The following is a 21,477-nucleotide window of genomic DNA, read 5'->3' on the forward strand; positions in this document are numbered from 1 at the left end:
CGACTCCCCAACCGAGCCGCGGAGTATCCATGTCACGCACCCGCTGGAGATTCGGCCTCGCCGCCACCGCCTTCGTGGTGGCAGCCGGCCTCGTCACCGCACCCGCGCACGCCGAGGACGCCACCGACTACGCGATCACCGTCGACCCCACCGCCAAGGGCGCGAAGATCGACGACACGATGTACGGCGTCTTCTTCGAGGACATCAACCGGGCCGCCGACGGAGGCCTGTACGCCGAGCTGGTGCAGAACCGGTCATTCGAGTACTCCACCGACGACAACAAGTCGTACACCCCGCTGACCTCCTGGACGGTCGACGGCACCGGACAGGTCGTGAACGACGACGGCCGGCTCAACGCGCGCAACCGCAACTACCTCTCCCTGGCCGCCGGTTCGTCCGTGACGAACGCCGGATACAACACCGGTATCCACGTCGACGAGGGCAAGAAGTACGACTTCTCCGTGTGGGCCCGCGCCGACAGCGGCACCACCCTCACCGTCTCGCTCCAGGACGCCGACGGCACCCTCGCCACCGCCCGCCAGGTGACCGCGAAGGGCGGCTGGGCCAAGTACAAGGCCACCTTCACCGCGACCCGCACCAGCAGCGACGGCCGTCTGACCGTGGCCTCCTCGGCCGCCGCCGCACTCGACATGGTGTCCCTCTTCCCGCGCGACACCTACAAGAACGAGCCCAACGGTCTGCGCAAGGACCTCGCCGAGAAGATCGCCGCCCTGCACCCGGGCTTCGTACGCTTCCCCGGTGGCTGCCTGGTCAACACCGGCTCCATGGAGGACTACAGCGAGGCCTCCGGCTACCAGCGCAAGCGCTCGTACCAGTGGAAGGACACCATCGGCCCGGTCGAGGAGCGCGCCACCAACTCCAACTTCTGGGGCTACAACCAGAGTTACGGCATCGGCTACTACGAATACTTCCGCCTCTCCGAGGACATCGGCGCCATGCCGCTGCCCGTCGTCCCCGCCCTGGTGACCGGCTGCGGCCAGAACAAGGCCGTCGACAATGACGCGCTGCTCAAGCGGCACATCCAGGACACCCTGGACCTCATCGAGTTCGCCAACGGCCCGGTGACCAGCGAATGGGGCAGGAAGCGCGCCCAGATGGGCCACCCCAAGCCGTTCCACCTCACCCATATCGAGGTCGGCAACGAGGAGAACCTCCCCGAGGCGTTCTTCGCGCGGTTCAGCCAGTTCCGGGCCGCCATCGAGGCGAAGTACCCGGACATCACCGTCATCTCCAACTCCGGCCCGGACGACGCCGGTACGACCTTCGACACGGCGTGGAAGCTCAACAAGGACGCCGACGTCGACATGGTCGACGAGCACTACTACAACAGCACCCAGTGGTTCCTCCAGAACAACGACCGCTACGGCTCCTACGACCGCAACGGCCCGAAGGTCTTCCTCGGCGAATACGCCTCCTGGGGCAACGCCTTCAAGAACGGCCTCGCCGAGGCGGCCTACATGACCGGCCTGGAGCGCAACGCGGACGTCGTCAAACTCGCCTCGTACGCCCCGCTGTTCGCCAACGAGGACTACGTCCAGTGGCAGCCGGACCTGATCTGGTTCAACAACCACGCCTCCTGGAACTCGGCCAACTACGAGGTCCAGAAGCTGTTCATGAACAACGTCGGCGACCGGGTCGTCCGCTCGACCGCCACCGGGACACCGTCCCTGACCGGCCCCATCACCGGTGCCGTCGGCCTGTCGACCTGGGCCACCACCGCCGCCTACGACGACGTCCAGGTGACGGACGCGGACGGCAACTCCCTGCTGAGCGACGACTTCTCCGGCGACGCCTCGAAGTGGACGCACACCGGCGGCGGCAGCTGGGCGGTCCAGGACGGGCAGTATGTGCAGACCGACGTGGCCGCCGAGAACACCATGGTCTCCGCCGGTGACACGAACTGGCACGACTACGACCTGAAGGTGAAGGCCACCAAGAAGTCCGGCAAAGAGGGCTTCCTCGTCGCCTTCGGCGTCAAGGACACCGGCAACTACTACTGGTGGAACCTCGGCGGCTGGGGCAACACCCTGAACGCTGTCGAACAGGCCGTGGACGGCGGCAAGTCCACGCTGATCTCCAAGGCGGGGAGCATCGAGACGGGCCGCACCTACGACATCGACATCAAGGTGCGGGGCCGTCAGGTCACCCTGTACCTCGACGGCGTGGAATGGGGCAGCTTCACCGACGACAAGCCGGCCGAGCCATTCCGGCAGGTCGTCACCAAGGACAAGAAGACCGGTGACCTGATCGTCAAGGTCGTCAACGCCCAGTCCACGGCCGCTCGTACGGCCATCGACCTCGGCGGCACGAAGGTCGCCTCCAAGGCCCGGGTCACCACGCTCACGGCCGACCCGAACGCGGTGAACTCCGAGACCGCGACACCGGTTGTTCCGGTGAGGTCGACGTTCGACGGGGTCGCGGACGAATTCACGTACACGTTCCCGGCGAACTCCGTCACGTTCCTGAGGATCAAGCAGAAGTAGTTTCCCGGGGTGCGGGCCGCTGTTCGCCTGGAATTCATCTCGCCACTTACGCATGTCGCACAACTAATCGGATTCACCCTCCGTCTAAATCGACGCATCAACAACACACGGGGCTGACCACCCCGGACGGGGGCAGAAAACGATGAGTGGCACAGCTCATGAGGATGAGCTCCGAACTGCGGACGAACGCGTGGGCACCCGCCCGCCGCTGCCCGCACCCCGCCCACCCGCCGATCCGCGACCCGGACCGGGCCAGGCCGCCCTGCTCGCGGCGGCGATCACCGTGTTCGTGCTCTGCGCCGCCGACGCCGTGGCCCGCAGCTACCCCTTCGGCCCGCGCACCCGCACCGTCAACGACCTGGGCAACCAGTACATCCCGTTCCACGCGCACCTGTGGGACCTGCTGCACGGTCGCGGCTCCGGCGGACTCCTCGTCAACTGGCAGTCGGGGTTCGGGACCAGCTTCCTGCCCGATCTCGGCACCTATCTGACCAGCCCGTTCGCCCTGCTCGTGGTGGTGTTCCCGAGGGACCGGATCGACCTCGCGGTGTACGTCGTCACCGTGCTGAAGATCGCCTGTGCCGCCGCCGCGATGACCTGGCTGCTGCTCAGGCTGCGCCCCGGCCGCTGGTGGGCGGCGGGCCTGCTGGGGGCGTCGTACGCCCTGTGCGGATGGACCGTGGCGGCCGGCTCGTACAACCTCATGTGGCTCGACGGGCTCATCGCCCTGCCGCTGCTGTGCCTGGTCGGCGAGTGGACGCTCAGCGGGCGGCGCCCGCTGCTCGGGGTGCTGGTCGTGGCGGCCGTGTGGATCGCCAACTTCTACACGGCGTACATGGCGACCCTCGCCGCGGGACTCGTCCTGCTGGTGCGGCTGTCGCTGGCCGGGCCGCCGCGTCGCCGTGCCCTTGCCGCCCTGGGCCGGGCCGTCCTGACCTTCGCGCTCGGCCTCGGGCTGGCCGCACCCCTGGTGGCGGTCGTGTACTTCGGCAGCGCGCATGCCTCCCCGGGCCGGTTCACGCGGTTCGCGCCGGTGGGCGCCGAGGACCTGCTGGCGCGGCTGCTCCCGACGACGTACAGCTTCGGTTCGCCCGGGATCTTCGTCGGCACCACGGCCCTGCTGCTCGCCCTCGCGCTGCCCTTCCACCGGGCGGCTCCCCGCCGGGTGCGCGCCGGGTGGACGCTGCTGGTGGTCGCCGTGATCCTGTCGATGCAGTGGCACCCGACCCATCTCCTCTGGCACGCCTTCGCCGCCCCGCAGGGCAGCCCCTACCGCCAGACCTTCGTCGTGTGCGCGCTGCTCGTGATCGCCGCCTGGCACACGCTCTCCTACGGTCCTCTCGACCGGCGGGCCCTGGGCGCGGCGGCCGGGCTGCTCGCGCTGATCGCGGCCGTCGCGAGCCGGTCTCACCTCGTGCGCCTCTTCGCCTGGCCGGTGTTCCTCGTCGCCGCCGCGGGCGCGCTCGCCGGACTGACCCTCCTGAGCCTCCGCCGCGGACGCCTCCCACGACTCCGCGTCGCCCCCGCCGCACTGGCCGCCGTACTCCTCATCGGTGTGCAGCTCGGTGAGGCGGCCGCCACCGATGCCGTGACCACGCGGGCGCGGTTCCTGGCGATGGACGACTACGCCCCCTGGGGCGACCGGCAGCAGCGGCAGGCGGACGCGATCGCGGAGGCGGACGGCTGGCCTCGCTACCGCACCGACCCGGGCCGGGAGCAGACCGTCGGCAACGATCCGCTGCTCGTCGGCGGCGAGGGCGCCCAGTACTACAGCAGCCACACCTCCGCCGTCTTCAGCAGCACCCTCAGCGCCCTCGGCTACGGCTGGACCTCGGGCGCCCGCAGCCTTCAGAGCCTCGACAACGCCGTCACGGACGTCGTCTTCTCCGTCGGCGCCCGGGTGCACTCCCCGCCGGACCCGCACCAGAACTGGTTCCGCCAGGACGGGCAGGAACTGACCGTCACCCGGCGGGACGTCCCGCCCCTGGTCACCGTACGGCGGTCCGCCCCGGCCTCCTCCCTTGAGTCGTTCGGACCGTCGCCCTACCGCAACCAGGAACTCCTCCTGGGCACCCGCGTCTACACCCTGCCCCACCTCACGGTCCGCAACGCCGCCGGCAAGCAGCCGCCCCGCAACCACGAGGGCCTGCTCATCGGCGTCCCCCGCCACGGCACCGGGGGCCAGGCCCCGACGATCACGGCCCGGTGCCGGGCGGGCGACGAGGTGTACCTCTGGGCACCCCACTTCGCCGGCACCGCACGGCTCGACGGAGCCGCCGACGCCCCGACCGGGCGGTTCAGGTACAACCCCGCCAGGGCCCAGAGCGCCGCCATGCAACCGCTCGGCACCGTCCCGGCTTCCGGGCGCCTGACGATCGAGCTGGCCCCGGACCGGCTGGGTGTCGTCCCGGACCGCGCGGTCGGCTGTCTGGACACCGCCCGGCTGCGGGATGCCGTACGGCAGCTCAAGGCCACTGGGGCCACTGAGGTGACCGTGTCCGGCTCCGGCGGCACGATCCGGGCGGAGCTTCCGGCGGGCAGCACCGGGACCGCCGTCGTCGCGGCACCCCGGATCGCCGGCTGGCGCTGCGCGACGGGCGACGGTCCGGAAGCGCCGGCGGGGGAGTACCACGGGCTGATCGCCGTGCCGCTGGACGGTGGCTCGACCGAGGTGACGTGCGCGTTCCATCCACCGGGGCTGAAGCTGGGCACGACGGTCGGGGGCGGTGCCCTGGTCGGGCTCCTCGGGCTCGGCGTCGGCCGGGCCGTTCGGCGGCGCCGCATACTTCCGTGATCGGTTGCATAAACGTGCAGCGAAACGTATAGTCATGCCATCCAAGAGGAGGATTCCATGGCGGTACGTGCGGCAGTGGCCGGAGCGAGCGGATACGCGGGCGGCGAAGTCCTGCGGCTGCTCCTGGCGCACCCCGAGGTCGAGATCGGCGCCCTGACCGGCAACTCCAACGCCGGACAGAAGCTGGGCGCGCTCCAGCCGCACCTGCTGCCGCTCGCCGACCGCGTACTCCAGGAGACCACGGCCGAGGTCCTCGCGGGCCACGACGTCGTCTTCCTCGCCCTGCCGCACGGCCAGTCCGCCGCCGTCGCCGAGCAGCTCGGCCCGGACGTCCTCGTCGTCGACATGGGCGCCGACTTCCGGCTCAAGGACGCCGCCGACTGGGAGAAGTTCTACGGCTCCCCGCACGCCGGCACCTGGCCGTACGGCCTCCCCGAACTTCCGGGTGGCCGCGCCGCGCTGGAGGGGTCCAAGCGCATCGCGGTACCCGGTTGCTACCCGACCGCTGTGTCGCTGGCGCTCTTCCCGGCGTACGTCGCCGGACTCGCCGAGCACGAGGCCGTCATCGTCGCCGCCTCCGGGACCTCCGGCGCGGGCAAGGCGCCCAAGCCCAGCCTGCTGGGCAGCGAGGTCATGGGCTCCATGTCGCCGTACGGCGTCGGCGGGGTCCACCGGCACACGCCCGAGATGATCCAGAACCTCGGCGCGGCGGCCGGTTCGAAGGTGAGTGTCTCCTTCACCCCGACCCTCGCGCCGATGGCCCGCGGCATCCTCGCCACGTGCAGCGCCAAGGCCAAGCCCGGGGTCACCGCCGAGTCCGTCCGTGCCGCCTACGAGAAGGCCTTCGCCGACGAGCCGTTCGTCCACCTCCTCCCGGAGGGGCAGTGGCCCGCCACGGCGTCCGTCTACGGTTCCAACGCCGTTCAGATCCAGGTCGTCCTCGACGAGGCCGCCGGCCGCATCATCGCCATCAGTGCCATCGACAACCTGACCAAGGGCACCGCGGGCGGTGCCGTACAGAGCATGAACATCGCCCTCGGACTCGACGAGTCCACGGGTCTTTCCACGATCGGAGTCGCACCGTGAGCGTCACGGCAGCCAAGGGATTCACGGCGGCGGGCATCGCCGCCGGGATCAAGGAGAACGGCAACCCGGACCTGGCCCTCGTGGTCAACACCGGGCCCCGCCGTGCCGCCGCGGGCGTCTTCACCTCCAACCGTGTGAAGGCCGCGCCGGTGCTGTGGTCCGAGCAGGTGCTCAAGAGCGGTGAGTTGACCGCCGTCGTCCTCAACTCCGGTGGCGCCAACGCCTGTACGGGGCCGAAGGGCTTCCAGGACACCCACGCCACCGCCGAGAAGGTCGCCGGCGTGCTCGGCATCGGCGCGGGCGAGGTGGCCGTGGCCTCCACCGGGCTCATCGGCGTGCTGCTGCCGATGGACAAGCTGCTCCCCGGAGTCGAGACGGCCGCCGCCCAGCTCTCCGAGCACGGTGGCGAGAAGGCCGCCATCGCCATCAAGACCACCGACACGGTCCACAAGACGTCGGTCGTCACCAAGGACGGGTGGACCGTCGGCGGGATGGCCAAGGGCGCGGGCATGCTCGCCCCCGGCCTCGCCACCATGCTGGTCGTGCTCACCACCGACGCCGACCTCCCGAGTGACGTGCTGGACAAGGCACTTCGCGCCGCCACGCACACCACCTTCGACCGCGTCGACTCCGACGGCTGCATGTCCACCAACGACACCGTGCTGCTGCTCGCCTCCGGCGCCGCCGAAGTCACCCCCGGCCACGAGGAGTTCGCCGAGGCCGTACGGCAGGTCTGCGACGACCTCGGTCAGCAGCTCATCCGGGACGCCGAGGGCGCCAGCAAGGACATCAAGGTCGAGGTGGTGGGTGCCGCGACCGAGGCCGACGCCGTCGAGGTGGGCCGCTCCATCGCCCGCAACAACCTCCTCAAGTGCGCCATCCACGGCGAGGACCCCAACTGGGGCCGCGTGCTCTCCGCGATCGGCACCACGAAGGCCGCCTTCGAGCCGGACCAACTCAATGTCGCCATCAACGGCGTCTGGGTCTGCAAGAACGGCGGCGTGGGCGAGGACCGCGACAAGGTCGACATGCGCTACCGCGAGGTGCACATCGTCGCCGACCTGGCCGCCGGATCTGAGACCGCCACGATCTGGACCAACGACCTCACCGCCGACTACGTACACGAGAACAGCGCCTACTCGTCATGAGCACTACGCGTAAGCACACCGCACTGCCGAAGGCCCAGATCCTCATCGAAGCGCTGCCTTGGCTGGTCAAGCACAACGGCAAGACCGTCGTCATCAAGTTCGGCGGCAACGCCATGATCGACGAGGACCTGAAGCGCGCGTTCGCCCAGGACGTCGTCTTCCTGCACCACGCCGGCCTCAAGCCGGTCGTCGTGCACGGCGGCGGCCCGCAGATCAGCGCCGCCCTCGACCAGGCCGGCATCGTCAGCGAGTTCAAGGCCGGGCTCCGGGTCACCACCGAGGACGCCATGGACGTCGTACGGATGGTGCTCGCCGGGCAGGTCCAGCGCGAGCTCGTCGGACTCCTCAACCAACACGGCCCGCTGGCCGTTGGGTTGACCGGCGAGGACGCGCACACCATCACCGCCACCAAGCACCAGCCCGAGATCGACGGCGAGTTGGTCGACATCGGGCGGGTGGGCGAGATCACCGCGATCGACACGGGCGCGATCGAGGCACTCCTCGCCGACGGCCGTATCCCGGTCGTCTCGTCGATCGCCCGTAGCCAGGACGACGGACATGTCTACAACGTCAATGCTGATACGGCGGCTGCGGCACTCGCGGCTGCTCTTGGAGCGGAGACTCTCATGGTCCTCACGGACGTCGAGGGTCTCTACGAGGACTGGCCCGACAGCGACGAGGTGATCAGCCGCCTCACCGCTTCCCAACTGGAGAAGCTGCTGCCGGAGTTGAGCTCCGGAATGGTCCCGAAGATGGAGGGCTGCCTGCACGCCGTGCGCAACGGCGTCACCACCGCCCGCGTCATCGACGGGCGGGTCCAGCACTCGATCCTGCTGGAGATTTTCACGGATGAGGGCATCGGCACGATGGTCGTGCCGGACGCGGTAGAGGGGGATGGGGAATGACCGGCAATCAGGAGCTCACCCAGCGGTGGCAGGGCGCGCTGATGAACAACTACGGCACCCCGCGCCTCCCTCTCGTCCGCGGCGAGGGCCTCAAGGTCTGGGACACCGAGGGCAAGCAGTACTACGACTTCGTCGGCGGCATCGCCACCAACGCGCTCGGCCACGCCCACCCGGCGATCGTCGAGGCCGTCAGCAAGCAGATCGCGTCCCTCGGCCACATCTCCAACTTCTTCATGGCCGAGCCCACCGTCGCCCTCGCCGAACGGCTGATCCAGCACTTCGGCCGCAACGGCAAGGTCTTCTTCTGCAACTCCGGCGCCGAGGCCAACGAGGCCGCCTTCAAGATCGGCCGGCTGACCGGGCGCAGCCACATGGTGGCCACACAGGGCGGCTTCCACGGCCGGACCATGGGCGCCCTCGCCCTCACCGGCCAGCCCGCCAAGCAGGACCCCTTCCTGCCGCTGCCGGGTGACGTCACGCACGTCCCGTACGGCGACGCGCAGGCGCTGGACGCCGCGGTCACCGAGGACACCGCCCTCGTCGTCATCGAGCCCATCCAGGGCGAGAACGGGGTGATCGTGCCGCCCGCCGGCTACCTCAAGGCGGCCCGGGCGATCACGGCGGCAAAGGGCGCGCTGCTCGTCCTCGACGAGGTGCAGACCGGCATCGGCCGCACCGGGCACTGGTTCGAGTACCAGGCCCACGAGGGCGTCCTGCCGGACGTCGTCACCCTCGCCAAGCAGCTCGGCGGCGGACTGCCCCTCGGTGCGACCGTCGCCTTCGGCCGGGCCGCGGAGCTGCTCCAGCCGGGCCACCACGGCACGACCTTCGGCGGCAACCCGGTCGCGTGCGCCGCGGGACTCGCCGTCCTCGACACCATCGCCGCCGAGGGGCTCCTGGACAACGTCAAGCGGCAGAGCGCCGCGCTGTGCGACGGAATCGAGTCACTGGGGCACCCGTTGATCAGCGGGGTGCGGGGCTCAGGGCTCCTCCTGGGTATCGTGCTCACCGAGCCGCTCGCGCCCCAGGTGCAGCAGGCGGCTCAGGACGCCGGTTTCCTGGTGAACGCGCCCGCCCCCGATGTCGTACGGCTGATGCCGCCGCTGAACCTCGGCGACGACGAGGTGGCCGCGCTGCTCCAGGCGCTGCCCGGCGTTCTGGACGCGGCCAAGTCGGCCGACGGGGATGGATGATCCGGAGAGATGAGACGTCGATGAGCCAGGCGCAGGAGCACGAGCAGACCAACGGGCCTGCCGTACCGCAGACCCGCACCGCACGGCACCGCCGGATCGTGGACATCCTCAACCGGCAACCGGTGCGGTCGCAGAGCCAGTTGGCCAAGCTCTTGGCGGACGACGGGCTGAGTGTCACTCAGGCGACGCTCTCCCGGGATCTCGACGAGCTGAACGCGGTGAAGATCCGTAACAACGACGGTGACCTCATCTACGCGGTGCCGAGCGAGGGCGGGTTCCGTACGCCTCGGGCGCCGCTGGGGGAGTCGGCGAAGGAGGAGCGGATGCGGCGGCTCTCCCAGGAGCTGCTGATCTCCGCGGAGGCCTCCGCGAACCTCGTGGTCCTGCGCACCCCGCCGGGTGCGGCTCAGTTCCTCGCCTCCGCGATCGACCAGGCGGAACTGCACGACATCCTGGGCACGATCGCGGGTGACGACACGTTGCTGCTGATCAGCCGGGATCCGGTGGGGGGACAGGCCTTGGCCGAACACCTGTTGAGGCTCGCCCAGAACGGGCACTGAAGAGATTCAGCCGAGGCGAGATGCCAGGCCCCCCGTGCATCTCACCTCATCCCCCGCCGTGATCAGCAGGGCCTCCACGTCCGGCAGGGATTCCAGCCAGCGCAGGCCCTCCCTCGAACCCATCGCGAAGGCCGCCGTCGCCCAGCAGTCCGCCCAGGTCACGCTGGGGGCGACGACGGTCACCGCGACCAGGTCGGTCACGGCTGAGCGGCCGGTGCGGGGGTCGACTATGTGGGCGCCGCGTTCGGCCGTGCCGGAGGTCGCGATCGCCAGCTCGGTCGTGCCGGCCGCCGAGACCACCGCTGCCAGACCTCCTGGGCGCAGGGGGTCCGCGACCCCTACCCGCCACGGCCGTTGCGGGCCCGGCGCGCCCAGCAGCTGTACGTCGCCGCCGCCGTTGAGGCTCACGCCCGTTGCTCCTGCGGCCGACAGGGCGCGGGCCGCGCGTTCGACCGCCCAGCCCTTGACGATGCCCGTCGGGTCGAGGTGGCCCTCGTAGCGCATGCTGAACCAGCCGTCGCTCAGTTCCTCCGCCTTGGCGCCCAGGTCGAGGACCTCGGCGACCTCGGGGTCGCACTCCTCGACCGTGATCTCACCGCGCACCAGCCTCGATATCTGGCTGTCCTCCCGGAAGGTGCTGAAGACGGCGTCGGCGCGGTGCAGGCCGGCCACCGCTTCCTCCAGGGCCGCTGTGACGGCCCGGGGGTCCCCGCCGCGGACGTCGAAGGAGAAGACGGTCCCCATGACCTCCTCCGCATGACGTACCGCGGCGGGAGCTTCGGTCGGTTCGGTCACGGTGTCAGCCACCGGCCTGGTCCAGCGCCGACTGGAGGGACTGCTTGTAACCGACGCTGGTGTAGGTGGCCCCGGAGACCGCGTCGATGTCGGCGTTCCCGGCCGCCACCGCCTCCTGGTTGAGCTTCGGTACGGCGTTGCCGGAGATCTGGTCGCTCTGGCCGCCGGTCGGCCGCTGCACCGCCTCGGCCTTGGTGATCTTGCCGTTCGCGACGGTGATACGGACCTGGACCGGACCGTACTGGGTCTGCGAGACGGCCCCGGTGACGGTCTTCGGAGCGGCCGCCTGGGCGTTGCCCGCGCTCCCGGAGGAGGCCGGGGAGGACGGATCCGGGGAGGAGGCGCCCGCCGCGGCCGCCGCGTTGCCCTTGTCGATGGCGGACTGGAGCGACTTCTTGTAGCCGTCGCTCGTGTAGGTCGCCCCGGACACGGTGTCGATCTGCGCGCTCTGCTTGACGAGCACCGCCGCGTTCAGCTTCGGTACCGCGTTGCCGGTGATCTGGTCGCTCTGGCCGCCCTTGGGCTGCTGGACCGTCTCGGCCTTGGTGATCTTGTTGTTGACGAAGGTGATACGGACCTGGACGGCTCCGTACTGGGTGTCGACGGCGTCGCCGGTGGCCGTGCCGGTGGCGCCCTGGGCACCGCCCTGCGCCGACTCCTGCGCCTGCGCGGTCGCCTGCGGTGCCGCGCCGCCCGCCGCGGACGCGGAGGCCGGGTCGGTGCCCGGCTTCAGCGACAGCAGCAGCACGATCCCGGAGACCGTGGCGGCGCCGGCCAGGACGACACGCCGGATCGGGTGACTCTTCCTCATGGCTTGCGAACTCCTGAAGTCTTGAGGGTGCCGTCGCTCACATCTCGAACGACTCGTGATGGATGCGGCGGGCGGGCACACCCGCGCCGCGCAGTGCCTCGTACACGCCCTGCGCGAACCCGGGCGGACCGCACATGAAGACGTCGTGCTCATCGATGTCCGGCAGCTTCTGCTGGAGCCGCTCGGCCGAGATGTCGGGCCGCTCGCCGTCCGGACTGTTGACCGCGTACATCAGCCGGGCGCCCCGCTCGTCGGCGATGGCGGCCAGCTCGTCCCACAGCGCCAGGTCCTGGGTGCTGTTGGCCCGGTAGAGCAGGGTGATGTCACCGGACGCGCCGGGCAGCGTCTCGAACAGCGCCCGCATCGGGGTGATGCCGACCCCGCCCGCGACCAGCAGCACCTTGCCGCGGCTGCGCCGCTGGGCGGTCAGGGCGCCGTACGGGCCCTCGGCCCACACCTTGGTGCCGGGCGTCAGCTCGCGCAGCCGCTCACTGTGGTCGCCGATCGCCTTGACCGTGATCCGCAGCATGTCGGGGCGGGGCGCCGCCGACAGCGAGTACGGGTGGGAGCTGAACCGCATGCCCGGCGCCAGGAACCGCCAGCGGAAGAACTGGCCCGCCTGCGCGCCCATCCGGTGCAGCTTCCGCCCGCCGATCAGCACCGACACGATGCCCGGCGTCTCCTCGATGACCGCCTCGACATACATGCGGTGGCGCAGGTTCAGGCGGATCGGGGTGAGGATCCGGTACCAGACCACCAGCGCGGTGACCACGCCGTACAGCCCGTACCAGAAGGTCTTCGCGGAGGGCTCGACGGCGAACTCGTTGCCGGTGGTGATCTGGTGCCAGAACGTCATGTACACCGCCGCGTACGTCAGCAGATGCACGTGGTACCAGGTGTCGTACGGGATCCGCCGCCGGATGCCGCCGATCGAGATGAACGCGATGAGGAACAGCAGACCGGTGCCGATGGCCGCCTTGCCCATGTCCGGCAGGTTGTTGACCGAGTCGACCGTCTGCTGGACGACATCGCCGAGGGACTTGCCCGCCTGGAGCGCGTACGCCCACATGGTGAGGAAGACATGCGCGATGACCAGGCAGATCGTGTACCGGCCGCTCATCGCGTGCCAGCGCGCCACCCGGTCCGAGCCGACCCGCCGCTCCAGCGCGGGCACCCGGGCCATCTGGAGGACGACGAGCGCCATCAGATAGCCGGCGAGCAGTCCGGTGATCCGGCCCGCGGCGAGGATCTTGGCGGTGTTGTCGGCGAGGGACGGGGTGTTGGTCCACCACAGCCACAGCACCGCCGCCGCGCCCGCCCACAGGGCGATCACCAGCGGGACGGCCGGGGAGCGGCGCGGGCGGATGCGGCGCATCGTCTGGCGACGGGCGGCGCGGCCGCCTGCGAGCGTCGTGGTCACGGTTCCTCCGGGGACGGATCAAGGGGGTTGGCGTGGTCCCTTGGCCCTCAGGTACGTGCCGTGACGCCCGAGTGTTCAGCCGTTCACCGAGTCGAGGGCGGACTGGAGCGACTGGCGGTAACCGTCGCTCGTGTACGTGGCCCCCGAGACCGTGTCGATGTCCGCGCTCTGCGCCTCCAGCGCCTCCGTCCGCAGCGTCGGTATCGCGTAGCTGTTGATCTGCTGGTCCCGCGGATTCTCCTGCGGATAGTCGACCGCCGTCACGTCGGTGAGCCTGCCGTCCGTGACGGTGATACGGACCTGGACCGGCCCCCAACGGGTGTCCACCGAGTCGCCGGTCACGGTCTTCGTCCCGGTGACCTGGGCGCTGCCGGACGGTGCGGGGACGGCCAGGGCGGTCGCCGGGGCCTCGTGCGGCTTCAGCGAGAGCAGCAGGACCATGCCGGAGACGGTGGCGGCGCTCGCCAGCACGATCCGGCGCAGGGGGCGGTTCTTCTTCAACGCGTGCACGGGGACTGCCTCACAGCTCTCTCAGCTCTCACAGTTCGAACGACTCGTGGTGGATACGGCGGTCCGGCACACCGGCGGTGCGCAGCGCCTCGTACAGCTCGCGCGCGAACCCGTGCGGACCGCACAGGAAGACGTCCCGGTCGGCGAGGTCCGGGAAGGCCGAGCGCAGGGCGGCGGCGGACAGGTCCGGGCGCTCTCCGTCCGGCCCGTTGAGCGCGTACCGCACCTGCGCGCCACGCCAGCGGGCGATCGCCTCCAACTCGCCGCCCAGCGCGAGATCCTCGGCGGTACGGGCCCGGTAGAGCAGGGCGACATCACCGGGCAGCGTCTCGAACAGGGCCCGCAGCGGGGTGATCCCGACGCCCGCCCCGATCAGCAGCGCCCGCCGCGAGGTCCGCCGGTCCTCGGTCATCGAGCCGTACGGCCCCTCCGCCCACACGCGCGTGCCGGGCCGCAGCAGCGCCACGGCCGCGCTGTGCCCGCCGAGCGCCTTGACGGTGATCCGCATCAGGTCCGGACGCGGCGGCGCCGACAGCGAGTACGGCGTCGACGTCCGGCCCAGCCCCGCGCCGAGGAACCGCCAGCGGAAGAACTGCCCGGCCCGCGCGCCCAGTTCGTCCAGCCGCCGCCCCCGCACGACGACCGAGTACACGCCCGGCGCCTCCTTGTGCACCGACTCCACCCGCAGCCGGTGCCGCAGATTCAGCCGCACCGGGACGAGAACCCGGAACCACAGCACCAGGCCCGCCACGCCCAGGTACAAGACGTACCAGGCGGCCGTGGCCCAGGAGTTGCCGCTGAAGTCATTCCCCAGCGTCAGCTGGTGGAAGAAGGCGAGGAAGACGGCCGCGTAGGTCAGGAGATGGACGTAGTACCAGAACTCGTAGCTGGTACGGCGGCGTACGGCCCGTGCCGAGGTGATGCCGACCGCGAAGAGGATCACCGTGCCGAAGGCCGCCTTCAGCATGTCCGGGTAGTCCAGGACCACCGTCACCGTCTCGTGCCAGACCGAGGCCCGGTCCTGGGCGGCGTACCCGAGGAGGATCAGCACGATGTGCGCGACCAGCAGGCAGACCGTGTAGCGGCCGGCCATCGCGTGCCAGCGCGCCACCCGGTCGGAGCCGATGCGCCGCTCAAGGAGCGGCACCCGCGCCATCAGACCGACCAGCACCGCGCAGGCGTACCCGCACAGCAGTCCGGCGATCCGTCCGGCGCCGGTCAGCCATCCCGCCGCACCGACCACCGAGCCGGTGTCCGCCCACCACAGGGCCACCACCGCGGCCGCCCCCGCCCACAGCACAGCCAGCACCGCGCCCGCGGGGGAGCGCCGCCCGGGCGGTGCCACGGCCGGTGCCGCCCGCCGTTCGTCCACGGTGGTCATATGAGCGTCCTCTCTGCTTCCAGGGACGCCACTGTGCCGCCGTAACTTCTCAGCACCCTCTGAACCGGCACCCCGCTCAGCCCACTCAGAGCAAACTCAGAGCATGCGACGGCGCCCGGGACCCTCGCGAGGGGTGATCCTGATAGGGCCATGAACACCACCCGCTCCGGCCGCCCGGCCCTCGCCCGCCCCGACGGCACACCCCTGCGGGTCCTCGTCGTCGACGACGACCCCGATCTCGCCGAGGTGCTCTCCGGCGCCCTGCGCTACGAGGGCTGGCAGGTCCGCACAGCCGGCGACGGCGCCACGGCGGTGACCGCGGCCCGCGAGCTGATGCCGGACGCGGTCGTCCTCGACGTGATGCTCCCGGACACCGACGGCTTCGCTGTCCTGCGCTCCCTGCACACCGTGAAACCCGACGTCTGCGTGCTGTTCCTGACCGCGCGGGACGCCGTCGAGGACCGCATCACCGGGATCACCGCGGGCGGCGACGACTACGTCACCAAGCCCTTCAGCCTGGAGGAGGTCGTCGCCCGCATCCGCGGCCTGCTGCGCCGCGCCGGCATGGCCCGCCAGCTGGAGGAGGGCCCGCGGCTGACCGTCGGCGACCTGGTCATGGACGAGGAGGCCCGCGAGGTGACCCGCGCGGGCGAGCTGATCGAGCTGTCCCCGACCGAGTTCGAGCTCCTGCGCTTCCTCATGCGCAATCCGCGCCGGGTGCTCAGCAAGACGCAGATCCTCGACCGGGTGTGGTCGTACGACTTCGGCGGCCGCGCCCATGTCGTCGAGCTGTACATCTCCTATCTGCGCAAGAAGGTGGACGCCGGACGCGAGCCGATGATCCACACCGTGCGCGGGGCGGGCTATGTGCTCAAGCCGGTGACCGGATGAGGCCCGCGCCGCCGCACACCCTGCGCGCCCGGCTCACCCTCGGCCTGGTGGTGCTGCTGGCGGTGAGCTGCGCGGCGGTCGGGCTGGCCGCCGTCGTGGGACTGCGGGGGTTTCTGACCGGCCGGCTCGACGAGCAGCTGACCGAGGCCGGGAACCGGTTCGCGGTGAGCCTGGAGCACAAGGGCGAGCTGCCGGATGAAAGAGACGATCACGACGGCGACGAGCACGGCGACACCCGCCGCCAGGCCACCGGCACCTTCGGCGCCCGACTGGTCGACGGCACGGCCACCCACGCGGCGGTCGTCCGCCCGAGCGGCACCAAGGACGTCACGCTCACCGACGGCGACGAGAAACGGCTCGCCGCGATCCCGGCCGACGGCAAGGGCCACACCGTCGGCCTCTCCGCGCTGGACGACTATCGCGTGCTGGTGTCGAACGGCATCGACGGCGACGTCCTGATCACCGGCCTGCCCCTGGAGCCCGTCGAGGCCACGGTCCACCGGCTCGAACTGCTCGCCGGGATCGTCTTCGGACTCGCCCTCACCGTCACCGGCGTGGCCGGCGCCATGTGGGTGCGCTGGTCGCTGCGCCCGCTGAGCCGGGTCGCGGCGACCGCCACCCGGGTCAGCGAACTCCCGCTGGCCAGCGGCGAGGTGGCGCTGCCGCCGCGGGCCCCGGAATCGGACCCCCGCAGCGAGATCGGCCAGGTCGCCGGCGCCTTCAACCGCATGCTGGGCCATGTCGAGGACGCGCTCACCAAACGGCACGCCAGTGAGGAGCGGCTGCGCAGTTTCGCCGCCGACGCCAGCCATGAGCTGCGCACCCCGGTCGCCTCGGTGCGCGGCCACGCGGAACTGGCGTTGCTGCACCCCGGCCCGGTCCCGCCGGAGATCACCCGGGCCCTCGAACGCATCGCCGCCGAGTCCTCCCGCATGGGCGAGATGGTCGACGAGATGCTGCTCCTGGCCCGCCTGGACGCGGGCCGCCCGCTGGAACGCCGCCCGGTCGACCTGACGATCCTCGTCCTGGACGCGGTGACGGACGCCCGCGCCGCGGGCCCCGGTCACCGCTGGACCCTGGAACTCCCCGAGGAACCGGTCACCGTCACCGGCGACGCCCACCGCCTGCAACAGGTGCTGGCCAACCTGTTGGCCAACGCGCGTGGGCACACACCCGTGGGCACCACGGTGACGGTCTCCCTGGAGGCCGAGGACACCGAGGCGGTCCTCAAGGTCCACGACGACGGCCCCGGCGTCCCCGAGGACATCCGGCCCGGCGTCTTCGAACGCTTCACCCGGGCCGACCGCCGCCGCACCGAGACCCCGGGCGGCGGAGCGGGCCTCGGCCTGTCCATCGTGGCCGCGGTGGCGGAGGCGCACGGCGGCAGCGTGCACCTGGACAGCCGGCCGGGCTCGACCACCTTCACGGTCCGGCTCAGTACCGTCCGGCTCAGTACCGAGTGATCGCCGTACGCCCGCTCGTCGTCCCGATCGCGATGTGCGGCCGCCGCTCCGGGTCGGCCCACTGGAGGATCCGCCGCATGGCGTCACCGGACACCGACACACAACCCGCCGTCGCCCCACGCCCGTTGACATGCAGAAAGATCCCGGCACCCCGGCCCCGCACGGGTTCGGCGTAGTTGAAACCGATGACCAGGGCGTACGCGTACTGCTTCTCGTACGCGATGAGATGCTCCGACTCACCGGCCCGGCAGTCCTTGGCGCGCGGCTCGCTCCAACGGTTGTAGGAGCGCGAGTCGTTGTCCTGACACCACCAGGAACTCGCGTGCACGGGACGGTACTTGTACGTCGTCCCGGTCGGCGCCGCCTTGATGCCGAAGGCGAACGGCAGGTCGTACAGCCCGGTCGGGGTCGTGTTCGTCCCCTGTTTGCGGGAGGTCCCCTCGACGAGCCCCTTGGCCCCGAAGCGGGCCTCGGCCGAACCGGCCTTCTCCCACCGTCCGTTGCGCAGATTCCACCAGGTGACGGTGCCGGTGGTCGACCCGGTCCGGGCGGCGACCGCGGTGATCAGCTGCGTACCGCCCCCGGTGTCGGCCATGCGCGTGGGCAACGGCTGTGTACCGCCGGGCGCGGCTGCGAGCACGAGGAGGGACGCGGACACGAGAGCCGTGGCGACGGCGGGGGAGCCCATGGCTCAGAAGGTAGAGGGCGGCAGCGGCAACGGCAGCCCGGGTAGGCCATCCAGGCTCGTCGCGATGTGCTCCTTCTTGGCGAAGTACGCGCTGAGCGAGTCGTCGTCCTCGCGCGCGAAACGTTTGCCGTGCAGATCGCGGTCCTCGTCGTACGTCATGAAGGGCACCGCGTAACCGCAGGAGTCCCGGACGGTCTCGGCCGTCACCACGATGATCGCCCGCAGCCCGTGCGGGCTCGGGTCGATGTCCGGGAAGTGGCCGAGCAGTTCCTCGAAGCGGGGGTCGTCCCGCAGGACGGCCTCGCCGCGGCCGTGCACCCGGACGATGTTGGGCGGGCCCTGGAAGGCGCACCACATGAGCGTGATCCGGCCGTTCTCCCGCAGATGTGCGATGGTCTCCGCGTTGGAGCCGGCGAAGTCCAGGTAGGCGAGGGTCAGTTCGTCGAGGATCGCGAAGGAGCCCTTGAGGCCCTTGGGGGAGAGGTTGACCGTGCCGTCGCCGGACAGGGGCGCTGTCGCGGTGAAGAAGAGGGGCTGCTCCTCGATGAAGGTCCGCAGCCTGCCGTCGATGCGCTCATAAGTCTTTCCCATGTCTAACGATTATGGGCGAGACTCTTTCGCCTGTCTAAGGAATTACGGCATCCGCTTCCTTGTGCGACGGACACCGCCGTGGCCGCCCCGGCCGGCGCACAACTCGGGGCGGCCACAGCACCTGTCACGTCACTGGGTGAGCGTGCAGGTGGCCAGGGACTCCAGACCCTGGGGCTTCTCGGCCGTGCGGCCGATGGCGGTGGCGATGCGGTTGACCGTGGCGATCCGCTTGTCCTCCAGCGGGCCGAGGATGGCGTTCTGGACGAAGTTCGGTCCGCCCTGGCCGACCGTGTCGACGAGGCGCTGGTTGGCCTCGTCGATCTGGGTCTGGAGCAGGGTCAGGTTGCGGTCCACCTCGGCCTGCGCGGTCGCGGGGATCGCCGGGAGCTGGGAGGCCACGTCCGGGCAGGTGATCGTGCCGACGCCGGCGTCGCCGGTGTCCTCGCCGGCCCCGTCGCCCGCCTCCTCGCCGGCGCCCTCCGCGGCGTCCGATGCGGTGGCGCTCGGCGTGGCCTCGGCCTCCTCGCCGGCGCCCGCTTCCTCACCGGCGCCCGCTTCCTCACCGGCGCCCGCTCCGGCCTCGTCGTCCGCGACGCCGCCCGCGTTGAGCGCGCAGGCGGCCAGGGAGCCCAGCCCCTGCGGCTTCTCGGCGGTCCGGCCGATCGAGATGGCGATCCGGTCGATGGTGGACGTCCGCTTGTCCTCCAGCGGACCGAGGATGGCGTTCTGGACGAAGTTGGGCCCGCCCTGGCCGACCGTGCTGACCAGCCGCTTGTTGGCCTCGTCGATCTGTGTCTGGAGGAGGGCCAGGTTGCGGTCCACCTCGGCCTGCGCGGTGGCCGGGATGTCCGGCAGCTGCGAGGCGACGTCCGGGCAGGTGATGGTGCCAGGATCGGCGAGGGTCTGCGCGTTGGCCGTGCCGCCGCTCTTGGAGGTCTCCCCGGCAAGAGCGGAACCGGCGATGACGGCGCCGGTCAGCACGAGGGCGGTGGCGCCGCCGATCAACGCGACACGGCGCTTGTTGTACTTCGGGAGTGCCCTGGACATGCGGAAGCCTCACAAGGGTCGGGGGTGTCGTCGTGTACAAACGCGGCGCCTGCGTTCGGGGTGAAGTACGGGTAAGCGGTTTCCCGTGTTCAAGGGTCCGCAAAATCGGCCCCGATTGACGAATCATGCAGAACCTTGCATAATCATGCATGACCTTGAGTGCAGCGATGAGGAGCAACGCAAGTGAGCAGCAACAGCGGTGATGTCCGGCTCTGGGGCGCCCGTTTCGCCGACGGTCCCGCCGAGGCCCTGGCGAAGCTGTCCGCGTCCGTCCACTTCGACTGGCGCCTGGCCCCCTACGACATCGCCGGCTCCCGTGCCCACGCGCGCGTGCTGCACAAGGCGGGCCTGCTCACGGACGACGAACTGACCCGGATGATCGCGGGCCTGGACCAGCTCCTCACGGACGTGGAGTCCGGCGACTTCGTCGGGACCATCGCCGACGAGGACGTCCACACCGCCCTGGAGCGCGGCCTCCTGGAGCGCCTCGGCCCCGACCTCGGCGGCAAGCTCCGCGCCGGCCGGTCCCGGAACGACCAGGTCGCGACCCTCTTCCGGATGTACCTCCGCGACCACGCCCGCATCATCGGCGGTCTCATCGCCGAACTCCAGGACGCCCTGATCGGCCTGGCCGAGGCCCACCCCGACGTCGCGATGCCCGGCCGCACCCACCTCCAGCACGCCCAGCCGGTGCTCTTCGCCCACCACGTCCTGGCCCACGCCCAGTCCCTCTCCCGGGACGCGGAACGGCTGCGCCAGTGGGACGAGCGGACCGCGGTCTCCCCGTACGGCTCGGGCGCCCTGGCCGGTTCGTCGCTCGGCCTGGACCCGGAGGCGGTCGCGAAGGACCTCGGCTTCGAGCACGGCAGCGTCGGCAACTCCATCGACGGCACGGCCTCCCGTGACTTCGTCGCGGAGTTCGCCTTCATCACCGCGATGATCGGCGTGAACCTCTCCCGGATCGCCGAGGAGATCATCATCTGGAACACGAAGGAGTTCTCCTTCGTCACCCTGCACGACGCGTTCTCCACGGGCTCGTCGATCATGCCCCAGAAGAAGAACCCGGACATCGCGGAGCTGGCGCGCGGCAAGTCCGGCCGCCTGATCGGCAACCTGACGGGCCTGATGGCGACGCTGAAGGCCCTCCCGCTCGCGTACAACCGCGACCTCCAGGAGGACAAGGAGCCGGTCTTCGACTCCTGCGACCAGCTGGAGGTCCTCCTCCCCGCCTTCACCGGCATGATGGCCACCCTCACGGTCAACCGCGACCGCATGGAGGAACTGGCCCCGGCGGGCTTCTCCCTCGCCACCGACATCGCCGAGTGGCTGGTCAAGCAGGGCGTCCCGTTCCGGGTGGCCCACGAGGTCGCCGGCGAGTGCGTCAAGGCGGCCGAGGCCGAGGGCAAGGAGCTCGACGAGCTGACGGACGACCAGTTCGCCAAGATCAGCGCCCACCTCACCCCCGAGGTCCGCACGGTCCTGAACGTCCCCGGCGCCCTCGCATCGAGGAACGGCCGCGGCGGCACGGCCCCGAGCGCGGTGGCGATCCAGCTGGCAGAGGTGAAGGCGAACGTGGCGGAGCAGCACAAGTGGGCAACTGCCAAGAAGGGCTGAGCGGAAGCGCCCCGTCAGGGGCGCGGGGAACTGCGCGAGCAACCACGAAGCACCCGCATCGGTAAACGCTCCGCAC

At 70.7% G+C, this 21,477-nt stretch carries 18 protein-coding genes; 10 read left to right on the forward strand and 8 right to left on the reverse strand.

Translation table 11 applies throughout. From position 1 onward, the window contains the following. Window positions 1-29: 29 nt before the first annotated feature. The 7 genes from ABZ928_RS25130 to ABZ928_RS25160 all read left to right on the forward strand — a co-directional run bounded on the left by ABZ928_RS25130 (window position 30) and on the right by ABZ928_RS25160 (window position 10,190). The gene (locus tag ABZ928_RS25130) at window positions 30-2,504 is read left to right on the forward strand and encodes an alpha-L-arabinofuranosidase C-terminal domain-containing protein (RefSeq protein ID WP_361523033.1); all 2,475 of its coding nucleotides are present in this window, start codon (window positions 30-32) and stop codon (window positions 2,502-2,504) included. Between the two features lie 142 nt (window positions 2,505-2,646). After that, window positions 2,647-5,298, forward strand: a complete 2,652-nt coding sequence (locus tag ABZ928_RS25135; RefSeq protein WP_361523035.1) for a YfhO family protein — start codon at window positions 2,647-2,649, stop codon at window positions 5,296-5,298. A 57-nt stretch (window positions 5,299-5,355) separates the two neighbouring features. After that, on the forward strand, window positions 5,356-6,384 hold the full coding sequence (gene argC / locus ABZ928_RS25140; protein ID WP_361523037.1) for an N-acetyl-gamma-glutamyl-phosphate reductase: 1,029 nt from the start codon (window positions 5,356-5,358) through the stop codon (window positions 6,382-6,384). Continuing rightward, a complete protein-coding gene (gene argJ / locus ABZ928_RS25145; RefSeq protein WP_361523040.1) occupies window positions 6,381-7,532 on the forward strand; it encodes a bifunctional glutamate N-acetyltransferase/amino-acid acetyltransferase ArgJ in 1,152 nt (383 codons plus the stop codon). The genes argC and argJ overlap by 4 nt, the downstream gene beginning before the upstream one ends. Next, complete coding sequence (gene argB / locus ABZ928_RS25150; protein ID WP_361523043.1) at window positions 7,529-8,437, forward strand: acetylglutamate kinase; 909 nt, start codon at window positions 7,529-7,531, stop codon at window positions 8,435-8,437. The genes argJ and argB overlap by 4 nt, the downstream gene beginning before the upstream one ends. Next, window positions 8,434-9,630: an acetylornithine transaminase gene (locus tag ABZ928_RS25155; protein ID WP_361523046.1), complete on the forward strand. Its 1,197-nt coding sequence runs from the start codon at window positions 8,434-8,436 to the stop codon at window positions 9,628-9,630. The genes argB and ABZ928_RS25155 overlap by 4 nt, the downstream gene beginning before the upstream one ends. A 20-nt stretch (window positions 9,631-9,650) precedes the next feature. Next, a complete protein-coding gene (locus tag ABZ928_RS25160; protein WP_361523049.1) occupies window positions 9,651-10,190 on the forward strand; it encodes an arginine repressor in 540 nt (179 codons plus the stop codon). Between the two features lie 6 nt (window positions 10,191-10,196). Here the strand turns inward: ABZ928_RS25160 and ABZ928_RS25165 are convergent, their stop codons facing one another. The 5 genes from ABZ928_RS25165 to ABZ928_RS25185 form a co-directional block, all read right to left on the reverse strand. Next, complete coding sequence (locus tag ABZ928_RS25165; protein ID WP_361523052.1) at window positions 10,197-10,997, reverse strand: FAD:protein FMN transferase; 801 nt, start codon at window positions 10,995-10,997, stop codon at window positions 10,197-10,199. Continuing rightward, entirely contained in the window at window positions 10,990-11,796 is an 807-nt protein-coding gene (locus ABZ928_RS25170; RefSeq protein ID WP_361523055.1) for an FMN-binding protein, read from the reverse strand. The genes ABZ928_RS25165 and ABZ928_RS25170 overlap by 8 nt, the downstream gene beginning before the upstream one ends. Before the next feature lie 37 nt (window positions 11,797-11,833). After that, entirely contained in the window at window positions 11,834-13,216 is a 1,383-nt protein-coding gene (locus ABZ928_RS25175; RefSeq protein WP_361523058.1) for a ferredoxin reductase family protein, read from the reverse strand. A 75-nt stretch (window positions 13,217-13,291) separates the two neighbouring features. Further along, window positions 13,292-13,726, reverse strand: coding sequence for an FMN-binding protein (locus ABZ928_RS25180; protein ID WP_361523060.1), 435 nt, complete (start codon window positions 13,724-13,726; stop codon window positions 13,292-13,294). A 28-nt stretch (window positions 13,727-13,754) separates the two neighbouring features. Continuing rightward, window positions 13,755-15,107, reverse strand: coding sequence for a ferredoxin reductase family protein (locus tag ABZ928_RS25185; protein WP_361523063.1), 1,353 nt, complete (start codon window positions 15,105-15,107; stop codon window positions 13,755-13,757). A gap of 150 nt (window positions 15,108-15,257) precedes the next feature. On the opposite strand from ABZ928_RS25185, the gene ABZ928_RS25190 reads away from it, so the two are divergent. Both ABZ928_RS25190 and ABZ928_RS25195 read left to right on the forward strand, forming a co-directional pair. After that, window positions 15,258-15,998 carry a response regulator transcription factor gene (locus ABZ928_RS25190; protein ID WP_361523065.1) on the forward strand — a complete coding sequence of 247 codons (741 nt, stop codon included), beginning with the start codon at window positions 15,258-15,260 and terminating at the stop codon, window positions 15,996-15,998. After that, window positions 15,995-17,461 carry a HAMP domain-containing sensor histidine kinase gene (locus ABZ928_RS25195; RefSeq protein ID WP_361523068.1) on the forward strand — a complete coding sequence of 489 codons (1,467 nt, stop codon included), beginning with the start codon at window positions 15,995-15,997 and terminating at the stop codon, window positions 17,459-17,461. Before ABZ928_RS25190 ends, ABZ928_RS25195 begins: the two co-directional genes overlap by 4 nt. Here the strand turns inward: ABZ928_RS25195 and ABZ928_RS25200 are convergent. From ABZ928_RS25200 to ABZ928_RS25210, 3 genes are all read right to left on the reverse strand, one after another. After that, complete coding sequence (locus ABZ928_RS25200) at window positions 17,448-18,149, reverse strand: L,D-transpeptidase family protein (RefSeq protein WP_361523070.1); 702 nt, start codon at window positions 18,147-18,149, stop codon at window positions 17,448-17,450. The genes ABZ928_RS25195 and ABZ928_RS25200 overlap by 14 nt on opposite strands. Before the next feature lie 3 nt (window positions 18,150-18,152). Continuing rightward, window positions 18,153-18,740, reverse strand: a complete 588-nt coding sequence (locus ABZ928_RS25205) for a pyridoxamine 5'-phosphate oxidase family protein (RefSeq protein WP_361523073.1) — start codon at window positions 18,738-18,740, stop codon at window positions 18,153-18,155. A gap of 129 nt (window positions 18,741-18,869) precedes the next feature. Continuing rightward, entirely contained in the window at window positions 18,870-19,787 is a 918-nt protein-coding gene (locus tag ABZ928_RS25210) for a hypothetical protein (RefSeq protein ID WP_361523075.1), read from the reverse strand. A gap of 183 nt (window positions 19,788-19,970) precedes the next feature. Between ABZ928_RS25210 and argH the strand changes: the two genes are divergently transcribed. After that, the gene (gene argH, locus ABZ928_RS25215) at window positions 19,971-21,401 is read left to right on the forward strand and encodes an argininosuccinate lyase (protein ID WP_361523078.1); all 1,431 of its coding nucleotides are present in this window, start codon (window positions 19,971-19,973) and stop codon (window positions 21,399-21,401) included. The last annotated feature ends 76 nt before the right edge of the window (window positions 21,402-21,477 follow it).

The organism is Streptomyces sp. NPDC046909 (assembly GCF_040644695.1).
Taxonomy (GTDB): Bacteria; Actinomycetota; Actinomycetes; order Streptomycetales; family Streptomycetaceae; genus Streptomyces.